This is a genomic window from Flammeovirga sp. OC4, from assembly GCF_000812565.1.
Lineage (GTDB): Bacteria > Bacteroidota > Bacteroidia > Cytophagales > Flammeovirgaceae > Flammeovirga.
Map to the genome: position 1 here is coordinate 250,153 of NZ_JTAM01000006.1, position 19,021 is coordinate 269,173.

The following is a 19,021-nucleotide window of genomic DNA, read 5'->3' on the forward strand; positions in this document are numbered from 1 at the left end:
CAATAAGAATGAGTTCCCCAACTCTATAGTTTGTAAGGATTAATTAGGAATTGTACTGCTTAACGATTCATTAGTTTCAAAATTAAGCTTATTACTAATCTGTTGTACTACCCATAAGGGTAGTTTTAATTAGTAGTACAATTACTTATAGGTTAATAGTTACTCATCAAAGTTGGTATTGAACTGTATTATTATTGCCGTTCCTTTTCCTGTATTTGACTCAATGTTTAAAGTTGCAGTTCCTAACTTATTGATTCTGGCTTTCATATTTTTTAGGCCGTTACCATTTTTTGTCATTTGATCATCTGAAATTCCCACACCATTGTCTTTAATGCTGAAGGTGACAAGATTGTTTTTGATGCTCAATGATAAATAGACATGAGTAGCATGTGCATACTTAGCAATATTGGTCATGGCTTCTTTAAAAATGAACACTAATTGTAAGCTCCAACTTTGTGGTAACAATAATTGATCATGACCTGCTAACTCCTTATGTGTGTGATATCTAATGTCTAAGTCGTCAAAAAATTCTTCTCCGAAATCTTTTATATAATCGTATATTACACCTAACTCATCATTTTGAGCGTCAATTGACCAAATAAAATCTCTCGTTCCTGTATACAATTGTTTGGATTGTGTTTCTATTCTAGAAAGTATTTTTTCTGTATCCTCATCTTTCCCTTTTATCTTCATGGCCGCCAAGTCTGCCAATACCGTAATACTCGCTAGTTTATTTCCCATCTCATCGTGAAAATCTTGTGCGATTTCTTTACGTACACGTGTCAACTTATCTTGTGCAGCAGTTTTTTGCTTCAGTATCTTTTTTAATTCTGAAGATTTTTCTTTTTCCTTTTTTACTAGAATGTTAGAGTAATACACAATTGAGATTAGGATGAGAATAATAATTCCGCCTTTGAAAAGGAGGTATTCCCAGAAGTAACCTTCAACTTCGAGTGATGCTTCTTGGGGGATAGACCATTCAGAACCTGTAGTTTTTCCGCGAAGATAAAGTTTGTAGTTACCTGGTGGTTGATTACTGATCGTAAGTGAGTTTTGATAAGGAAAGTCAATCCAGTCACTATTTTTTGATAATTTATATTGTAACCTTAAAGAACTCATTTCCGAAAGAGCACTCACATCAATTGGTAATTGAATAGCTCCCAATTTACTGTGCGAATTATATTGACGTTGTTTCCATAGAGTAATCGGAGGGGCTATATTTTTGACCAATGAACGATTAGGCATATGGATCAGGCCCCTATGGGTTCCAATCCATAATCTATGACATTTTGATTCGAATATTGTAGTGATTTGATCAGAAATGAGACCGGAAGATTCATCAAATTCTCTAATCAGAATACCATCTTGTAAAACTGCTAACCCGTTCATAGACCCTACCCATAATTGTCCAAGGTGATCAAAAGTAAGTGTATTGCAATTTACTTTGTCAAGTGACTTTATTTTCTTGACTTTGGCAGTTTCAATGGATTTATAATCAAGAATATATAATCCATCTGTAGTAGCTATCCATAAATATCCATTAGGCTCATCGAGTTTAAAGTCATTGATCCATTCCCATTCCTTGAAGATAGAATCCCATGATTTTATAAGTGTCAGCTTATAATTACCCGAATACTCATACAAAGAAACAGCTCCTTTAGTCGTTACCCATACTTTATTTTCTTGGATTACAGCACTGCTTAGGTTTGGAATTTCAATATTTCCTTTTGGAAAACGCCAAAACACTTTTTGTAATTGATATTTTCCGAGCTTATCTTTTTGAAAGACTTTCAACGAGTCTTCTTGCATAAACCAAAGCCCCCCTTTATTCTTACCTACAAATTCCCCCCATAAAACAGGAATCAGCTCATTTTCGTAATTAAAAGTTTTGGTGTAAGTAGAAAATACTTTTAAACTATCCTCTTCGGAAATATAAATATCTTTAAAAGGAACATCCTCATATATTGAAATAGAATCTTTCTCAAGGTCTGCAATGTAGGACTTGGTGGTAGAAGAAAATATTATTTTGGAAGAGTCTAACTGATTAATCGCCAAAATATGTGGGCTTTCAATATCTTCAATATTAATGTATTTGAAGTCTAAATTTTCTACCATATAAATACCATCTCCTTGCGTAGTCAACCAAATTCTATCTTGTGAGTCAACGTAGATACCTGAAGAGGCAGATTTGATACGCAGCTTTTTTTCTAGATAAAAATAGGTCTTTTTAGTAGGATGGATAATGATACATTGTTGTGTATAATTTTTAGGGTGAATAGCCGCCACTATACTCCCATTAGCCAATTGATACATCTTACTTGGATAACTGTTTGTTGGTAATTTATAACTATCCGTGATGTCTCCATTTGGATTCAGCTTATAGATCATACCTCTTGTTCCTGCTAACGCTCCTCCATCATTTGTTTTATTAAAACCAGAGATTACTTTGTCACCTAAGGACTCCTGAAAAAACTCACCTTTTATTTGGGCATCTTCTATAATTTTAATTCCTTTCGATAACAACCCAAAAACAAGCATTTTATTTTGATAACGAGCAAAACCTAATGGAACAGTATTAGTATCAAAATCTAATGGTGTAATGTTTCTTCTTAAATCTTTAGCATAAGATAATGCCATCGTAGAATCGGAGGTGTAGAAATATAAGTTTTTTGATTTTCTTGTTTTTTCATTAAAATAAAAACTTGCATTCCATTGCCATCCGTAGATATCATCTTTGATCCTTAATCCTTTGTGTAGTTTTTCGGCCGTTCCTTTTTGAAGGTAGGGATAGGTTTTGATAGAATCGGCTGTTTCATCAAATACATGTATACCTCCCCTCCATGTAAAAAGATAAAGTGAATCGGAGTAATTTTCATTAAAGCCAATAACATATGGCGATTTTAAACCGTCTTTTATCGTATAATTTTTAAAGGATTTTCCATCAAAGACAGAAAGTCCATCATCGGTACCGATCCACAACTTTCCTTTATGTTCTTTCATGAGGAAAGTATAATTATGTGCCAATCCATCCTTTTTGGTCCAGTGATGCATAAATAGTTCCTGTCCAAAAAGTGGAGTGTTCACCATAACGAAAAGTAGAAGAAATATTCGTTTAAAATGGATCATTAATATGTTAAAAAAAATATTTTTCAAAGAAGTGATAGGACTGCAACCCGTTGTAATATAAAAAGATTTAATCGAATGAAATAATAATGCTTAAGATCATTAGTTTACGTGGTCGTGTTAAATATATTTGTTTAAGAAATGAAAATGAAAAATAGGCTAGAACAAAAATAAGTAGCAAGACAAGGTACAATAATGATGATTTCATCGAGATACCGACCCATTGTAAACAACACATCAACATTTGTTCTTCCCTATGAATAACCTTTAAATAAAGCTACAAAAAAGTATTATTATGTTAGAAATACAAAAACAATTAAAATCTTCCTTTTTCGTACTTCTCAGTCTTCCTTCAACAGCGATGGGGTTTGCGCTGTCTATTCAAATTGCCGCTCTTAGTTGGATTTTGAATACAAAATATGGATTTGATATTCATGAAGTAGGAATCGTTTGGGCGGCTGGACCTATCGCCGGTATTATTGGGCAACCACTTGCAGGTTTGGCCTCAGATAAAGTATGGTTTTTAGGAGGAAGAAGAAGGCCCTTCATATTGATTGGTGGAGTATTAACCGCATTAATGTTATTGGCTCTACCGAATATTCATGTGATTTCAGATGCTTTAGGTTTTGAACCCACCAAAGCTGCTTCTGACCTGAGTGAAGGCCAATACCCAGCATCTATTTATGTGGCAATTGCAGTAGCTTTAATATTAGATTTATCGATAAACATTAGTTTTAACCCTACGCGTTCAATTATTGCTGACGTTACCAATGAAGAAACAGTAACCAAAGGGTACACTTGGATGCAAACAATCTCAGGTACTTTTGGTGTGTTAGCTTATTTCTTAGGTTCAACGTTAGGAAATATCTCTTTGATTTATGTTGGTGTATTATTGGTTTTTGTATTTTCTGTATTGCCTGTCTTCTTTATTGAAGAACCCGAAACGCTGAATAGTGCAGAGGATGAAGATACAGGGTCTGGACGATCAGAAACAGATACAGTGGGATTTATCAAGGTATTATTGGCCCATGCACCCACTTGGTTAGGTATTCAAACGATGTTTGTGTTTATGTTTGCTTACGTTCAACAAGAATATCCAAACCTTGGTAATGAGGAAGTTGGTAGTGTAATCAACTGGTCATTCCTGATTTTCAATGCGGTTGCCGCTTTATTACCTGCACTTGTTTTAGAACCTATCACAAAGAAAATTGGTAGAGTTAAAACGCACGCTATTTGTATTGGAATTATGGCTGTAGGTTATGCCGGTATGATTGTAATGGGTAATAATTCAGTTTATATGATTTATACCATGATGGTAATCCTTGGTGTAGGTTGGGCTGCCACTGTATCATTACCATTTGCTATTATGTCTGAGAAGGTAGCTAAAGCAAAAATGGGTTTCTATATGGGTATTTTTAACCTATCAGTAGTATTACCTCAGTTGGCAGTATCTGCATTCATTGGTAAAATTCTTTCTGAAGCAGAAGACAAAACATTGATGTTTTACATTGCGTCCATTGCATTAGCAATATCCGCTGTAGTTTGGATGACCGTAAAAGAATCGAAAAATACGGGTGAGTCATCTTCAGTTCCTTCTGGAGGACATCACTAAAAAATAGACTCTATTGAGAGACAAAAAAAGAGCTGGAACTTTAAAAATTCCAGCTCTTTTTTTATTTGAGTAAGATGACATTTTCTATGAAATGTATCATTAAAAATAGCTTTCTATCCTCAAAAATGATCTACTTTATTTTTTGATACACCTTTGTGTGTAAGTGCCTTTATCTGACTTGAGTAACATAATGTACGTTCCTCTGGGTTGGTCAGAAAGATCAATGCTTACAGGTGAATTTTTATCGTAAATGAATTTGGTCAGTATTTTACTCCCATGAATCGATAATACATCCAATACTGCATTTTGATTAATATATTCTGACGGTTCTAACGTAAAAATACCATCAGAAGGATTAGGATACACTACAAAACTTGAAGCTTCAGAAGGAGGACGTATACCTACTACTCCATCTTCAAAGCTGACATGATTGGATGAAAAGGAGAATGCATTTTCATTGATCATGTATACTCTGTAGGAAATTTTTTTACTGTTTTCAGAAGGATCATAAAATGCGTTATAACTATTAGTACTGAGGTTTAAAGCGGGACTGATGACCTCAAAACCTTCATTTTCGACTTGTCTTTCAACAATAAATGCTGTTGCATCACTCATATCAGATGCTTCCCAAGAAAGGGTGTGAAAGTCATCTCCATTGGAAGCGGTAAGTTGAATGCTTCCTGAAGGAGCACCTGCATTAATAGTGAAACGCTGAGGAGCATTTTCCATGATGACATCTACTCTTGATTTTTGGTCGTGACTAAACATTGTCATACACGCATCGTCAGTATAATCCATGAAGTTTTGATATTGAGCCGATTCATATTTCTCTACGTCCTCCTCACACAAATATTTTGACACTGAAATCATATCATCACTGCAAATAGTACTATTAGCACTACTACCATGATTTTTACTGATTTTTGGAGTATCGTCACAAAAATCATCTTTAGAACAACTTTCAGAACCAATTCCCCAGATGTGTAAAATGCCAAGATAATGGCCCAACTCGTGTGTTAATGTACGTCCTAAATCATAAGGTCCATCCAATAACGGAAAATCTTCAAACTCATTTGAGCCAAAGAATACAGTGCTGATCACCACACCATCTAATTCAGGTCTGGCAATTTCACTAGATATCAACTGATCCAACCCTGCTAAGTCGGGGTAATCAGGGAAATAGGCATATCCTAAATAAGTAGTAGAAAGAGGAAGCACCCATATATTGACATACTTATTGGGGTCCCAAATATTATCATTGATAATTTGAGTTACTTCTGAATCTGAATAAAAACCCTTTGTTCCGGGGTTTCCGACAATTCTATTGACACCTGGTTCATCTATTTCATTACCATTGGGATCGTAGATTGCCATTTTTAATTCTATATTCAATACAGAAACATCAGATTTAAATTCAGCAAGGGTTTGAGTTTTATTGGTGTTTTCTGACAACAAATCCTTATTGGTTGCATTGATTTGAGACATCACTTGCTCATAACTGATATTGTTACCTGTATTAATTCCTTCACTGCTTGTATGTACAACATGCACTACAGTAGGTAGATTAAGTGTATTGGTTCTATAACTTTGTTTTATTTTTGCTTGTGATAAATAAGGGGTTGTTCTAAATTGTATAACAGGCTCATGCATACTACTCATACATCTTCTTACAGGTCTATTATCCTGTGCATTTAAGGATGAAATGATGAGAAAAGTAGTATAAAAAGCCAGTTGAATTTTATTTATTGATAACATGTTTAAACAGGAAGTTGAATAAAAAATGCTAAAATATTGTCTTGCAATATGATAAGTTTTTACGAAAGGTACATATTTTCTCCCATCATTTGCATGACTTTTTTATATTTGCAAAACTTCAAATTGCCATATATGAAATATAAAAGAGTTCTTCTGAAATTGAGTGGCGAAGCCTTAATGGGTGAGCAACAGTATGGAATTGATCCAGTACGTTTGGTTCAATACGCACAAGAGATTAAAAAAGTAGTAGACCAAGAGGTCGAAGTAGCCATTGTAATCGGTGCAGGAAATATCTTCCGTGGTATGCATTCCGACAAAATGGGAATTGACAGAGTTCAAGGTGACCACATGGGAATGTTAGCGACGGTCATCAACGGTATGGCTTTACAAAGTGCATTAGAAGGAGTGGGTGTTTACACTCGTCTGATGTCAGGAATTCAAATGGATCAGGTGTGTGAGCCTTTTATCCGTAGAAGAGCAGTACGTCACTTAGAAAAGAACAGAGTTGTGATTTTCGGTGCTGGTACTGGTAATCCTTACTTTACAACTGACTCAGCTGCTTCACTTAGAGCAATCGAAATTGACGCTGATGTAGTATTAAAAGGTACTCGTGTTGACGGTATTTATACAGCAGATCCAGAAAAAGATCCTTCAGCTACTAAGATTCCACAATTATCTTTTGATGAAGCATTAAGCAAAAATCTTAAGATTATGGATTTAACAGCCTTTACTTTATGTAAAGAGAACAACCTTCCGATTGTCGTTTTTGATATGAACAAGCCGAACAACTTGTTTGAATTGATGTCAGGCGAACCAATTGGTACAGTTGTTTCAGAATAAGAAATAAATTAGAGCGTGTTTGTTGCTTCATCGAAAGTTGGCAAACATGCTCTTGTTAAATAATCCCTTAAAAAAATAGTAAAATGGAAGAGGAAATAGGAATGTACCTTGATGAGGCAAAGGATATGATGGATAAAGCCATTAGCCACACTGAACATGAATTACAAAAAATTCGTGCAGGTAAAGCCTCAGCATCTATGTTGGATGGTCTTATGGTTAGCTACTATGGCGCTCCAACTCCTATTAACCAAGTAGCATCAGCTACTACGCCTGATGCACACTCTGTAGTAATCAAGCCTTGGGAAAAAAACATGTTGGCTGAAATCGAAAAAGCCATTCGTGATTCAGACCTTGGTGTTAACCCAATCAACGATGGTGAGCAAGTTCGTATCAACATGCCTCCATTAACAGAAGAGCGTCGTCGTGAGCTTGTAAAAAGAGTAAAAGGCGAAATCGAAAAAGGTAAAATCAGCCTTCGTAATGCTCGTAAAGAGACAAACGATGGTTTGAAGAAGTTATTAAAAGATGGTGCTTCTGAAGATGCCATCAAAGATGCTGAAGCTTCAGTACAAGATCTTACTAACAAGTATACAGCTAAGATTGATGCAATTTTCGTAGCAAAAGAAAAAGATATCATGACTGTATAATTAATACTGTTTTTATATCTATTGAAGAGAGTCATTTTATTGAAAGGTGACTCTCTTTTTTTATTCCTTCGGTACAATAATAAATGATCATTCAATCTAATGTTTAACATTCGCTGCAGTAGACTTTCTCTCCATTGAGTTTGGTTAGATTTTATTTTGTGATGTGATTACAAAAAATGGGTTATTATAGCTTTACTTATATGAATGAAGGTTAATATTTAAATGCGATAGCATTGCATGATTTGTTTTTTTATTAATATTGTAGCTAACTATAAAAAATCACATTTCATACACATGAATTTATCAACATATAAATCTGATATTTTTGGGGCAGTAACAAGTTTTCTCTGCCTAATCCATTGTCTGATAACACCATTTTTGTTTATCGCGGATAGCTGTAGTATTGCAGCAGCAGATAGTTGTTGTGAATCATCTCCATCATGGTGGAGACAATTCGATTATTTGTTTTTATTTATCTCGTTAATTGCAGTTGTGCAATCATACAGATCGAGTCGAAATAATATTGTGAAGTTCTTGTTTTTATTCAGTTGGTCATCATTGTCTTTTGTTATTTTAAATGAGAAAATGCAATGGTTGAGTCTTCATGAAAATACGATTTTATTCCCATCAATTGGATTAATAGTACTTCACCTTTATAACCAAAGAGATTTAAAATCTAGGGGAGAAGAATGCTGTACGGTTTAATTCCAAAATATAGATTTCAATAAAAAGGAAAGTCAACTACTTAGCAATGGATAGTTGACTTTTTTTGTTGTGTACTCTGCTGATTTTGAATAGTAAACGATAAATCCAAAATCTTAAATATTACAAATGGAAGAGTGTTAGAGAGATGAAAAATGTATATTGTGGATTATTGAAAAAAGCGACATTAACTACATCATGAATCAATCTTCCAACAAACATTTCGAGATCTTAGACGGTCTTAGGGGAGTTGCGGCGGTTATCGTTGTGGCCTTCCATATCCTTGAAGCTTTCGCTTTGGGGAAAAGAAATGAGCAGATTATCAATCACGGTTACTTAGCGGTAGACTTTTTCTTTGTGTTATCCGGTTTTGTGATTGGCTATGCTTATGATAACAGATGGGATAAAATGACCTTGACAGGTTTCTTCAAAAGAAGAATTATCAGATTGCAGCCTATGGTAATTATCGGGTCCATAGTAGGAGCAGTGACATTTTATGCTCAAATCTCCCCAACAGTTTTCCCATTGATTGAAAATACGCCAGTAACCAAAATGTTATTGGTCATGTTGATTGGTTTCACAATGATTCCAGTCGGGAAATCTTTAGATATTAGAGGATGGGGAGAGATGTACCCACTGAATGGTCCGGGTTGGACACTTTTCTTTGAATATATTGCCTACACGCTTTATGCATTGGTCTTAAAAAGACTTCCTAATATTATCTTGATGATTTTAGCGGCAATTGCCGGAGCAATGCTAATTCATTTCGCAGTTACCACACCTTTGGGTGTAATTGCAGGTGGATGGTCATTTAATAGTGAGCAGTTAACAATAGGTTCCCTGCGTTTAGCTTACCCTTTCCTTTCAGGACTATTGCTTTCAAGATTTATGAAACCAAAGCATTATAAACATTCGTTCCTAGTAACTTCAGCTTTAATGTTTACCGTTTTGGCTATTCCAAGTTTAGGATGGAAAGAAACAGCATGGATCAATGGTTTGTATGAAGCTTTAGTGATCATTATTGTATTTCCATTGATTGTTTACATTGGAGCAAATGGTACAATCGAAAGTCCTAAAACTAAAAAGTTAGCGAAATTCTTAGGAGATATTTCCTATCCAATGTATATCACACACTATCCATTAATCTATATCTACACAAAATGGGTAGTTGATGAAGTGTTATCTGGAAAAACTTCTTATACAATGGCCGCAGTTTGGGGAGTAGCTGTATTTGGTGGCTCAATCCTAATGTCATACATTTTCGTCAAATTCTATGACGAACCAGTAAGAAAGTGGTTAACAAAGAAGTTCTTGAGAAGTTAATCTGAATTTATAGATGAATAAAAAATGGAGATTGTACTACTGTTGTATAATCTCCATTTTTATTTATAAATCTATAGTTGAATCGCCTCAAACAAAAAACTTTCAGGCTCAAAGAATTTCCGACTTCCAATCAAATCCAATTCAAGCCTTTTCTTTTCAGCGGTAGCTTGAATAAGCTGATACATACTGCTGATCGTTCTCTCCAAAGCTTTATTGGCAGGGAAACCATTCAGAATATTTGCCAATGTCAAAGCGGTAAATAAATCCCCAGTTCCATATACTTCACCCATTTCTATGATGGGGTTGTGAATGATAAAATGGTTTTCGCCATCATATAATAAAACAGTCAAATGCCCTGAAGGTGTTTCTTTAATTTTTAAAGAAGTTAAGTAAACCAATTTTGGACCTTTCGCATGTAAAAGTCGAGAAACCTCCTTCGCATCTTCAAGCGTTTTGATTTTTTGATCACTCAAATATTCCGATTCAAATTGATTAGGAGTGATGATGTCTGCCACTTCAATAATTTTATTCTTATAAAGCGGAGGGACTTCTTCACTAATATAAAAACCGGCTTCAACATCACCCATCACTGTATCACAACAGAACAACGCATCAGGATTTTCTTTTTTAATATCAGCTACAATCTCATATACAATATTACCCGTGTCCTTGCTTCCTAAGTAGCCAGCCAAGATTGCATCACATGAAGATTTTGGCGTATGTCTAAACACTCCTTCTAGCACACTTCTTAAATGTTCTCCCGAAAACACATTACCTTTCCATCCATCATATTGGGTATGCCCAGAAAATTGAACGGTATTCAACGGCCAAACTTCAAACCCTGAATATTGTAATGGAAAGACAGCGGCTGCATTGCCTACATGTCCGTACGTAACGTGTGATTGTATTGATAAAATATTTTTCATTTCAAATAAATGGGTGCTTATGAAAATAGGATATGCAAATTTACGATAAAAATAGAAGAGGTATATTGTAAACTTAATCTGACTACTTTCAATCTTCTTTCTTCTTCATTTTTCCATTGATGAAAAACGAAGCAAAAAATCTAGGCTTAGAAGTCAAAAGCTAAATTCCATTTCATTCGCCTAAATGATTTTAAACTCGCTACGCTCAAACGACAAAATCATTTTTAACGGCTCACTCTATAAAATTCTTAACGCTTTTCCCTTCAATGCCGATGAGTGTACCAATAAATGATTGACATCATTGTAATACCTTTTGTAGGGATGTTGCATTTAACCTCTATTCGAAATATATCTTAGTTGGTACTCTTCACAATCCTCACCTTCCCATTAATCAACTTCCCCTCGTGATCCATCCCACTAAACACCCCCTCAAAAGGTTCATCAAGCTGATTTAGATAAAAGCTTTTAAAGAAAACTTCAACACTAAGCACCTTAGAAAGGCCAAGCAATTGAAAACTAAAGTGTACTACTGAACCATTTTGAATGATATCAATATCGTCCTTTTTGAAAATACATCCTTCAGTTGACGAACTGATTTTATAAGTGATCGGGTCAATACTAAACTGGAGATCAGCAGAGTCATTTTCAGCATAAGAGAAATTGATTTGATAACTCCCTGTCAGCTTTTCATAAGTGGAAGCAAAAGGACTTTTGGAGGAAATCTCTAGTGATGAATTTGGGACTCTACCATTATTCATAATCAATTGATTTCTGATTTCTTGAATAATATAATTCGGAATTTCCCTTTTCAAAGACGCCTCAATCATTTCATCTTTAGAGTCGAATTTCTCAAAAATCAATTTTCCAGCGATCACACGGTTATAAATATCAAAAGCATTGTAAGTACCGATCAAAAAAGGACTGCTGTTCGGTTCGATATGACCGGCATACAATATATCCTCACCGCTATCCACCAGTTTATTATCCATCAAAGTTTTTGTTCGGATATGAATAATATCCACCCTTTTAGTTAATTGTCCTTGATAATGGAACTCTTTGTAAGTGCCATCATTTTGGTGGTAGATGTATTTATACTTTACATTTTTCCAATCATTATAAATCTCAACCTGACCTTTGATCACCTGTTTATTTTCTCCGAAATGATAAGAAATGTAATAGCTGTTTTCAACATTCTGTTTCTGATTGAGCCACTCTAACTGCTTTTCTTTCTCTTCAACATCCTCAATCTCATTATCAATAAAATCATAAAAATCTTGATAGCCGATATAGTTGACCATCAACTGACTGTAATAACTATTGATTTTGATCTGAATCTTACCACTTTCTAGTGCTCTGTTTTTATCATATAAATATTTTCCATTGACAAAATCGCCGGACTGTTTTTCAAAATCACTTTTCAGGTTGGGTTCATTATGATCGTAATTACCAAACCCATAAAGTTGTGTAACTCTTTTTGGAATGTATTGATTATGATTTGACGTAAATTGCTGAATGACCAATTTGATGAGTTGTTCAAAGCAATGAGAAGTATATCGAATACTGTTTATATCTTGGTTTTTCGCTTTTTCCATTATTTTCCTAAAAATTACATCGGAATTCAAAAATAAATAATTAGGAATTGTAAAGAAACAATAAAATAGAGGATTAAGGTATAATTACGAAGTTATTTCAATGTCCATTTCACTGAACTAACGTTACTCATCACTTTCAAGACAATCATTATGCAAAAAATTCAATTAATACTTTTACTAGTCTTTTTTACTACTACCTCTGTTTTTTCGCAAAATATTATCATCAAGGGTATAGTTACTACTGCCGATAATCAAGAATTAATAGGCGCTACAGTAATACAGAAAGGCACAACTTCAGGAACCGTAACGGATTTTAATGGCAATTTTGAAATCATCGTTCCAGAAAAATCAACACTTGTGATTTCTTACACTGGATTCATCACTCAAGAAATTGAAGTCGTAAATCAGAATAAATTAGAAATCATATTAGAAGAAGATGCTCAACAACTGGAAGAAGTGAATGTTGTAGGATTCATGGGAGTTGTGGGTAAATCGAGAAGAAGAACCGAATCGATTCAAGTCATTCCAGAATCAGTACAGGCACTTAATTCTGAAGGAATCAAAAATGCAGGTATTACTGATTTGAGTGCTTTTGCGACGTTGGTACCCAATATGAAATTCAATACTTCCCAAGCGGTAGGTAACAATTTTATTTCTGTACGTGGTATTCCACAACTGAGAGGAGGAGACGCACCGGTTGCATTTGTAATTGATGGAGTAACAGTTGCTGATCCAAGTTTATTGAATCAAGAATTATATGACTTGGCATTGGTGGAAGTGGTAAAAGGACCTCAAGGTGCTCTGTATGGTAAAAACGCGATTGGTGGAGCGATCAATATTTATACGCAAGAACCTACAAATACTATGAGTAATAAACTGAAAGTAGGTTATGCCAACGGAAATGCTAAAACTGGTCAATTTGTATCTTCAGGTGCAATCGTTGATGATAAATTATATTATAGATTTTCTACCCAATACAAAGATTCAGATGGTTTATTGATGAATGACTATTTGAATGAATATGTCGATTTCAGAAAGGATTTCAATATTAGAGGTCAGCTGAAAGCCGATTTAACTGATCGTTTAAGTGTTTCAGTAGCGTATCAGCATTTTAATTTGGAAGGTGGTGCCGCTTATTATTCAGTAAACCCAACGGGTTATGAAGTAGATGGTGTGCAAGAGCCAGGTGGAATATTAGATCCCAATCCAAAAGAAGGCAATAATGTGATTGTAAGTGATGTGCTAGGTCAATCAAGTATGATCAATCACAACGGAAATATGAAGATCAATTACAGAGCAGATCATTTTAATATTCAAAGTATCACTTCATTTAATCAAGTGGATAGAAAAACATACGGTGACCTTGATTTCTTGCCTTATGATGACTTTACACAAAATGAAGTCACTTCTTCAACGACTTTCAATCAAGAAATCAGAATTGAGAATAGAAACAATGCTTCAAAATTGGATTGGAGTTTTGGTGGATTTTTCCAAATCGTAGACGAACCTTTCTATCAAGATGGATTAGTCAGAGATTATGATACTTGGGAACAGTTTAATGTCGTTGCCGCTGACCTTACCAACGTAACGCAAACTGTAGCTTTATTTGGGTTTTTAGATTATAAAATTACTAACAAACTAACAGCATCAGTAGGTTTCAGATTTGATATTGACAACTTTGAACAAGATGACCGATTGAATGACGTAAAATCATCAAGATCAAACAACGTTTTCCAACCGAAAGCTTCATTATCTTATCAAGCCAAAGAAAACATTTTACTATTTGCCAATTACGGAAAAGGATACCGTACAGGAGGATTCAACCCAGCAGTGACGAATTTATTCAATAAAGATTTTAAAGACGAGTTGACGGATAACTATGAATTTGGTTTTAAAACATCCGCTTGGAATGAAAGAATCATCATCAACGGTTCAGCTTTCTATACAGACTTCACCAATCAGCAACAATTCATTTTGGACTTGACTGATTTTTATGGCGGTATTTATAACTATGATAAAAGCCGTGTAATTGGTTTTGAAGTAGATACTAAATTCCGTTTGAGTAAGTACCTTGATTTAGGATTTAACTATGGTATGTCAGACTCTGAGATTATAGAAGGAGGAACAACAGGCGGAGAAAACTCGGATGTGACTGACAATAGCAAATACAATGGCAATAAAACACCATTCGTTCCGGTGAGCAATTTTGGTGTAAACCTTTCTTCTTCATTCAAAATCACAAAAGAAATGAGGTTCAACGGCTTTATCAATTTAGATCATACTGGAAAAACGTACTGGCATGAAAGCAACTTAGCAGAACACACTTCAGATGCTTATAATTTATTGAATGCAAGATTCTCAGTGAGCTACAAAATGTTTGAATTTGAGGTGTGGGGCAATAACATTATGAACCAACAATACTATCAGGAATTTTCTCCAGGACAATTTGTGGGTAGCCCTGATGATGTAGCTTGGAGAGGTCAGCCAAGATCTTTCGGAACAGCAATGACAGTTAGATTTTAAGAATTAAATAATAAAAGGTGAAATAAGTACAAGGATAGAAGAAAAGACATCATGGTAGAATATTCTTTATGTTGGATACCGCTGTAGGGACGTTGCATTGCAACGTCCGCCGAACCACAACAAGAACCATATTTCTTCATTTTCTTTTGTCCTTGTATTTAGAGCAACTTTCACCTTAAAAAAGTAGTACAATTTTGGATTACAAATATCAGAAGTTTTGTGAGACCCTTATTCAAACCATGTTTAAGGTTCAAGAAGGGGAGATTGTCGCATTGACAGCAGATTCCGGTTCAGATATGGAATTGGTTAATGCATTAGCAAAAGAAGTAGAAAATTTGAAAGCAAAGCCATTGGTTTTGATCGTGCCTCAAGCAAAATACGACGGGCAGGACGGAATGAAATATTGGCCTCACGAAGCCTTAACCCCAGCATTGTGTAATGTAGACGTGTGGATCGATTTACAATCTATCGTCATGCTGTATTCTGATATTTGGGAGACCGCAATGGCTCAAAATAAGAAATTACGCTACCTAATTTTAGGAGACAGTCCTATTGATTCATTATTAAGAATTTTCACTCACTTTGATATACCTACTTTAAAACACCTTTTAAATGAGGTGTTGGACTTAGCCAAAAGGAGCAAGACCATTCACATTTCAAGTGCCAATGGTACTGATGTGAAATACGACATTGATTTGTCATATGCTTTTGACATTGATGATGGTGACTACTCTAACCCCATTTTCGGTACTGCTCCTGGCTACGTCAATATTGTTCCCAAATTGAAAAGTATGGAAGGAAAGATCGTTTTTGATACTTTAATGAATGCGGATCTTTCAGGAGATAACAGAGTAGAGTTTCTGATGGAAAAGGGAGCTATAGTAAAAATTGAAGGCAACAAAGAAGCGGATCAATTTAAAGAATACATTTCTTCATTTAAGGATGAAAACATGTACAAGATTTCCCACAATATGATCGGTTTAAATCCAGGTGTGACTAAGTTGTCAGGAGATATTGTTGAAGATGAAAGAGTATGGGGCGGTGTTGATTTTGGATTTGGCTACACTAGTCCGATGGATATGCCACCACATGGTCAAGAGGCCGCTTCCCATTTTGATGGAATTGTGGAAAAAGTAACGATAAAGTTTGACGATACCTTGATCATCAAAGGCGGAGAAGTATGTTTACCAAGTTTATTACCTTTGGCGGACAAACTAAAACAAACAGACCAACAAACCTATGAGTGATCAGAATCAGTATACAACTTCTAAGGTAGAAGCGAAGGACTTTATGAGTGGATGGGCAATTGCTCTCATCATAGCAGGGACGGGAGTGAGCTTGCCTATTTTATACTTAGGGTCGGAAATCACACTAGAGGCAGGGTTTGAAAATGCACTTTACGCATTTGGTGTTTCTACATTGGTCCTTACCATACTGAGTTTTTGTACCACACTAATCGGAAATAGAAGCCGTCTTTCCACTTATATGATTTTGAGTTTTCCCTTTGGGGTAAAAGGCGTAAAACTTATTAATCTAATGATCGGTATTTGTTTGTTGGGTTGGTATGCAGTGGCGTTAGAATTACTCGCCGAAGCCATCAACGATACCACTTTATCCTTATTCGAATTTCAAACACCATTTTGGTTAGTCATATTTGGGAGTAGTATTATCATTACGCTTAGCACCATGTATGGAATAAAAAGTTTAGAAAGGCTCGCCAATTTCTTTGTACCATTTCTATTGTTATTCTTAATAGGAGTAATGTTTTACTCTTTTGATGAAAGCATGACATGGAATAAGATTTTCAACTTTACCCCAACTTTACCTTCCCTTTCCACATTCGAAGCGACTTCCATTCTAATAGGCTCTTCCATTTTATTGCCTGTATTAATGGCCGATTTCTCAAGGTTTGTCCATAATGATAAGCATAGTTTAATATCAGTATTAGGAGTGACACTCGGATTTCCATTAGTATTATTAATTAGTGCCATCCTAGCGATCAATACAGGGGAGAAAGATATAATGAAAATGATGCAGATGATGGGATTGATTTTACCAGCATTTGTTTTACTCTTTATCACCACTTGGGTGACTAATGCCACAAACCTTTATTCAGTGGTGCTGACTTTTTCTACAATATCAGAAAAGTTTACATTCAAAAAGCTTTGTATCATCACAAGCTTATTAGGAACATTACTGGCATTAGGTCGGTTTTCAGATCACTTATTTGACTTCCTTTCCTTGTTGGGAGTATTCACCCCATCTGTTTCTGCAATCTATATTATAGATTTTTTCCTACTCAAAAAGCAGAATTATCAATTAGAAGATAGACCACAATGGGGGATATTAGCATTAACAGCATGGTTGGTCAGTAGTGGCATTTCATTATTGAGCTACTACGAAACTATCACAATCACGTCTATTTACTTCTTTGATTCATTAATTATCGCAGGCATGATATATTTTTTTGGGTCAAAGTATATCAATTATAATCAAGAGAGAATCTAGTTAATCCGTTGTTGATTAATAGGTTATCTTTAATGAAGTATTGTGTCCCTTTTTGATGTTGAATTTATTTGCGTTTATTTAATGTAATTTTTCATAGAAGTTATTGCATTTAAAAAACCTTCTATTACCTTTGCACTCCCTTCAGCAAACGGCTGAGGAAAAAACATGATGTAAAAGAAGACTTTTGGGAGACATAATAATTTGTTTCTAAGTTGATTAAAGCGATGCAAATTAAGTTTCTAAATAAAACAAAATAAGCATTGCAAATTAAATTTCTCTTCTTACCTTTGCCCTCGCCTTTAACGAAAGGCTTTTGAAACTTTTCTTTTGGAGTTGAAAATTCAGAGTGTTGAGTGTTGAGAAAATCAGTGAAAAAAAAACTTCAAAAATTTTTGAAAAAAGATTTGGAAGTTAAAATAAAAAGTTCTTACCTTTGCACTCGCTTCTGAAAAGAAGTAGCGTTAAACAACGGTTTAACGTAGCGGTAAACCTAAGTGTTTACCGAAAATAAAAATCTGAAAAACAGATCATTGAGCAACGGCTCAAACGTTCTTTTGATGTAATGAAAAAGTAATTATAAGATCAGCGAAAGCGGATCCCAATTACAGTTAATTCTTTTAACTAGATAATAAGTTCGTAGAGACAGGTATAAAACATTGATCGTAAAGATCTGAAAATTTTTACAATGGAGAGTTTGATCCTGGCTCAGGATGAACGCTAGCGGCAGGCCTAATACATGCAAGTCGAGGGGTAACGAGTTCTGCTTGCAGAATGTCGACGACCGGCGCACGGGTGCGTAACGCGTATACAACTTACCTTTATCTGGAGGATAGCCCGGAGAAATTCGGATTAATACTCCATAGTATTATAAAGTAGCATTGCTTAATAATTAAAGATTTATCGGATAGAGATAGGTATGCGTCCCATTAGCTAGTTGGTGCAGGTAACGGCTCACCAAGGCGACGATGGGTAGGGGTTCTGAGAGGAAGGTCCCCCACACTGGCACTGAGATACGGGCCAGACTCCTACGGGAGGCAGCAGTAGGGAATATTGGTCAATGGAGGCAACTCTGAACCAGCCATGCCGCGTGAACGATGAAGGCCTTCGGGTTGTAAAGTTCTTTTGTATGGGAAGAAACTCACCCTTGCGAGGGTGCTTGACGGTACCATAAGAATAAGCACCGGCTAACTCCGTGCCAGCAGCCGCGGTAATACGGAGGGTGCAAGCGTTGTCCGGAATTATTGGGTTTAAAGGGTGCGCAGGCGGTTTTGTCAGTCAGAGGTTAAAGACCGGAGCTTAACTCCGAGTTTGCCTTTGATACTGCAAGACTTGAAATACATATGGGTAGGCGGAATTCCTCATGTAGCGGTGAAATGCACAGATATGAGGAGGAAGACCGAAGGCGAAGGCAGCTTACTGGGTGTTATTTGACGCTGAGGCACGAAAGCGTGGGGAGCGAACAGGATTAGA

General features: G+C 35.5%; 12 protein-coding genes and 1 rRNA gene. 9 read left to right on the forward strand and 4 right to left on the reverse strand.

The window, feature by feature from the left end:
* Positions 1-159: 159 nt before the first annotated feature.
* Positions 160-3,087, reverse strand: coding sequence for a sensor histidine kinase (locus PL77_RS07335; RefSeq protein WP_044203314.1), 2,928 nt, complete (start codon positions 3,085-3,087; stop codon positions 160-162).
* Positions 3,088-3,418: 331 nt separating this feature from the next.
* On the opposite strand from PL77_RS07335, the gene PL77_RS07340 reads away from it, so the two are divergent.
* Positions 3,419-4,735, forward strand: a complete 1,317-nt coding sequence (locus tag PL77_RS07340; RefSeq protein ID WP_044203316.1) for an MFS transporter — start codon at positions 3,419-3,421, stop codon at positions 4,733-4,735.
* Between the two features lie 135 nt (positions 4,736-4,870).
* Here PL77_RS07340 and PL77_RS07345 read toward each other — a convergent pair whose 3' ends face one another.
* Positions 4,871-6,490 (reverse strand): M43 family zinc metalloprotease, encoded by a 1,620-nt coding sequence (locus PL77_RS07345; RefSeq protein ID WP_044203318.1) that lies wholly within the window; start codon positions 6,488-6,490, stop codon positions 4,871-4,873.
* Between the two features lie 132 nt (positions 6,491-6,622).
* On the opposite strand from PL77_RS07345, the gene pyrH reads away from it, so the two are divergent.
* The 4 genes from pyrH to PL77_RS07360 all read left to right on the forward strand — a co-directional run bounded on the left by pyrH (position 6,623) and on the right by PL77_RS07360 (position 10,002).
* Positions 6,623-7,330, forward strand: coding sequence for a UMP kinase (gene pyrH / locus PL77_RS07350; RefSeq protein ID WP_044203390.1), 708 nt, complete (start codon positions 6,623-6,625; stop codon positions 7,328-7,330).
* Positions 7,331-7,413: 83 nt separating this feature from the next.
* Complete coding sequence (gene frr / locus PL77_RS07355; protein WP_044203319.1) at positions 7,414-7,977, forward strand: ribosome recycling factor; 564 nt, start codon at positions 7,414-7,416, stop codon at positions 7,975-7,977.
* 294 nt (positions 7,978-8,271) lie between these two features.
* Entirely contained in the window at positions 8,272-8,682 is a 411-nt protein-coding gene (locus PL77_RS31495) for a MerC domain-containing protein (RefSeq protein WP_172665816.1), read from the forward strand.
* Positions 8,683-8,877: 195 nt separating this feature from the next.
* A complete protein-coding gene (locus PL77_RS07360) occupies positions 8,878-10,002 on the forward strand; it encodes an acyltransferase (protein ID WP_044203321.1) in 1,125 nt (374 codons plus the stop codon).
* A 71-nt stretch (positions 10,003-10,073) separates the two neighbouring features.
* Here PL77_RS07360 and pdxY read toward each other — a convergent pair whose 3' ends face one another.
* Together pdxY and PL77_RS07370 are read right to left on the reverse strand one after the other, a co-directional pair.
* Positions 10,074-10,928, reverse strand: a complete 855-nt coding sequence (gene pdxY, locus PL77_RS07365) for a pyridoxal kinase PdxY (RefSeq protein ID WP_044203323.1) — start codon at positions 10,926-10,928, stop codon at positions 10,074-10,076.
* A gap of 353 nt (positions 10,929-11,281) precedes the next feature.
* On the reverse strand, positions 11,282-12,520 hold the full coding sequence (locus PL77_RS07370) for a hypothetical protein (RefSeq protein WP_044203325.1): 1,239 nt from the start codon (positions 12,518-12,520) through the stop codon (positions 11,282-11,284).
* A 150-nt stretch (positions 12,521-12,670) separates the two neighbouring features.
* Between PL77_RS07370 and PL77_RS07375 the strand changes: the two genes are divergently transcribed.
* The 4 genes from PL77_RS07375 to PL77_RS07390 form a co-directional block, all read left to right on the forward strand.
* Positions 12,671-15,043 (forward strand): TonB-dependent receptor, encoded by a 2,373-nt coding sequence (locus PL77_RS07375; RefSeq protein ID WP_044203327.1) that lies wholly within the window; start codon positions 12,671-12,673, stop codon positions 15,041-15,043.
* A 239-nt stretch (positions 15,044-15,282) separates the two neighbouring features.
* Positions 15,283-16,290, forward strand: a complete 1,008-nt coding sequence (locus PL77_RS07380) for a hypothetical protein (RefSeq protein ID WP_044203329.1) — start codon at positions 15,283-15,285, stop codon at positions 16,288-16,290.
* Entirely contained in the window at positions 16,283-17,551 is a 1,269-nt protein-coding gene (locus PL77_RS07385; protein ID WP_044203331.1) for a cytosine permease, read from the forward strand. The genes PL77_RS07380 and PL77_RS07385 overlap by 8 nt, the downstream gene beginning before the upstream one ends.
* A 682-nt stretch (positions 17,552-18,233) precedes the next feature.
* Positions 18,234-19,021, forward strand: a 16S ribosomal RNA gene (locus PL77_RS07390); the annotation flags it as partial.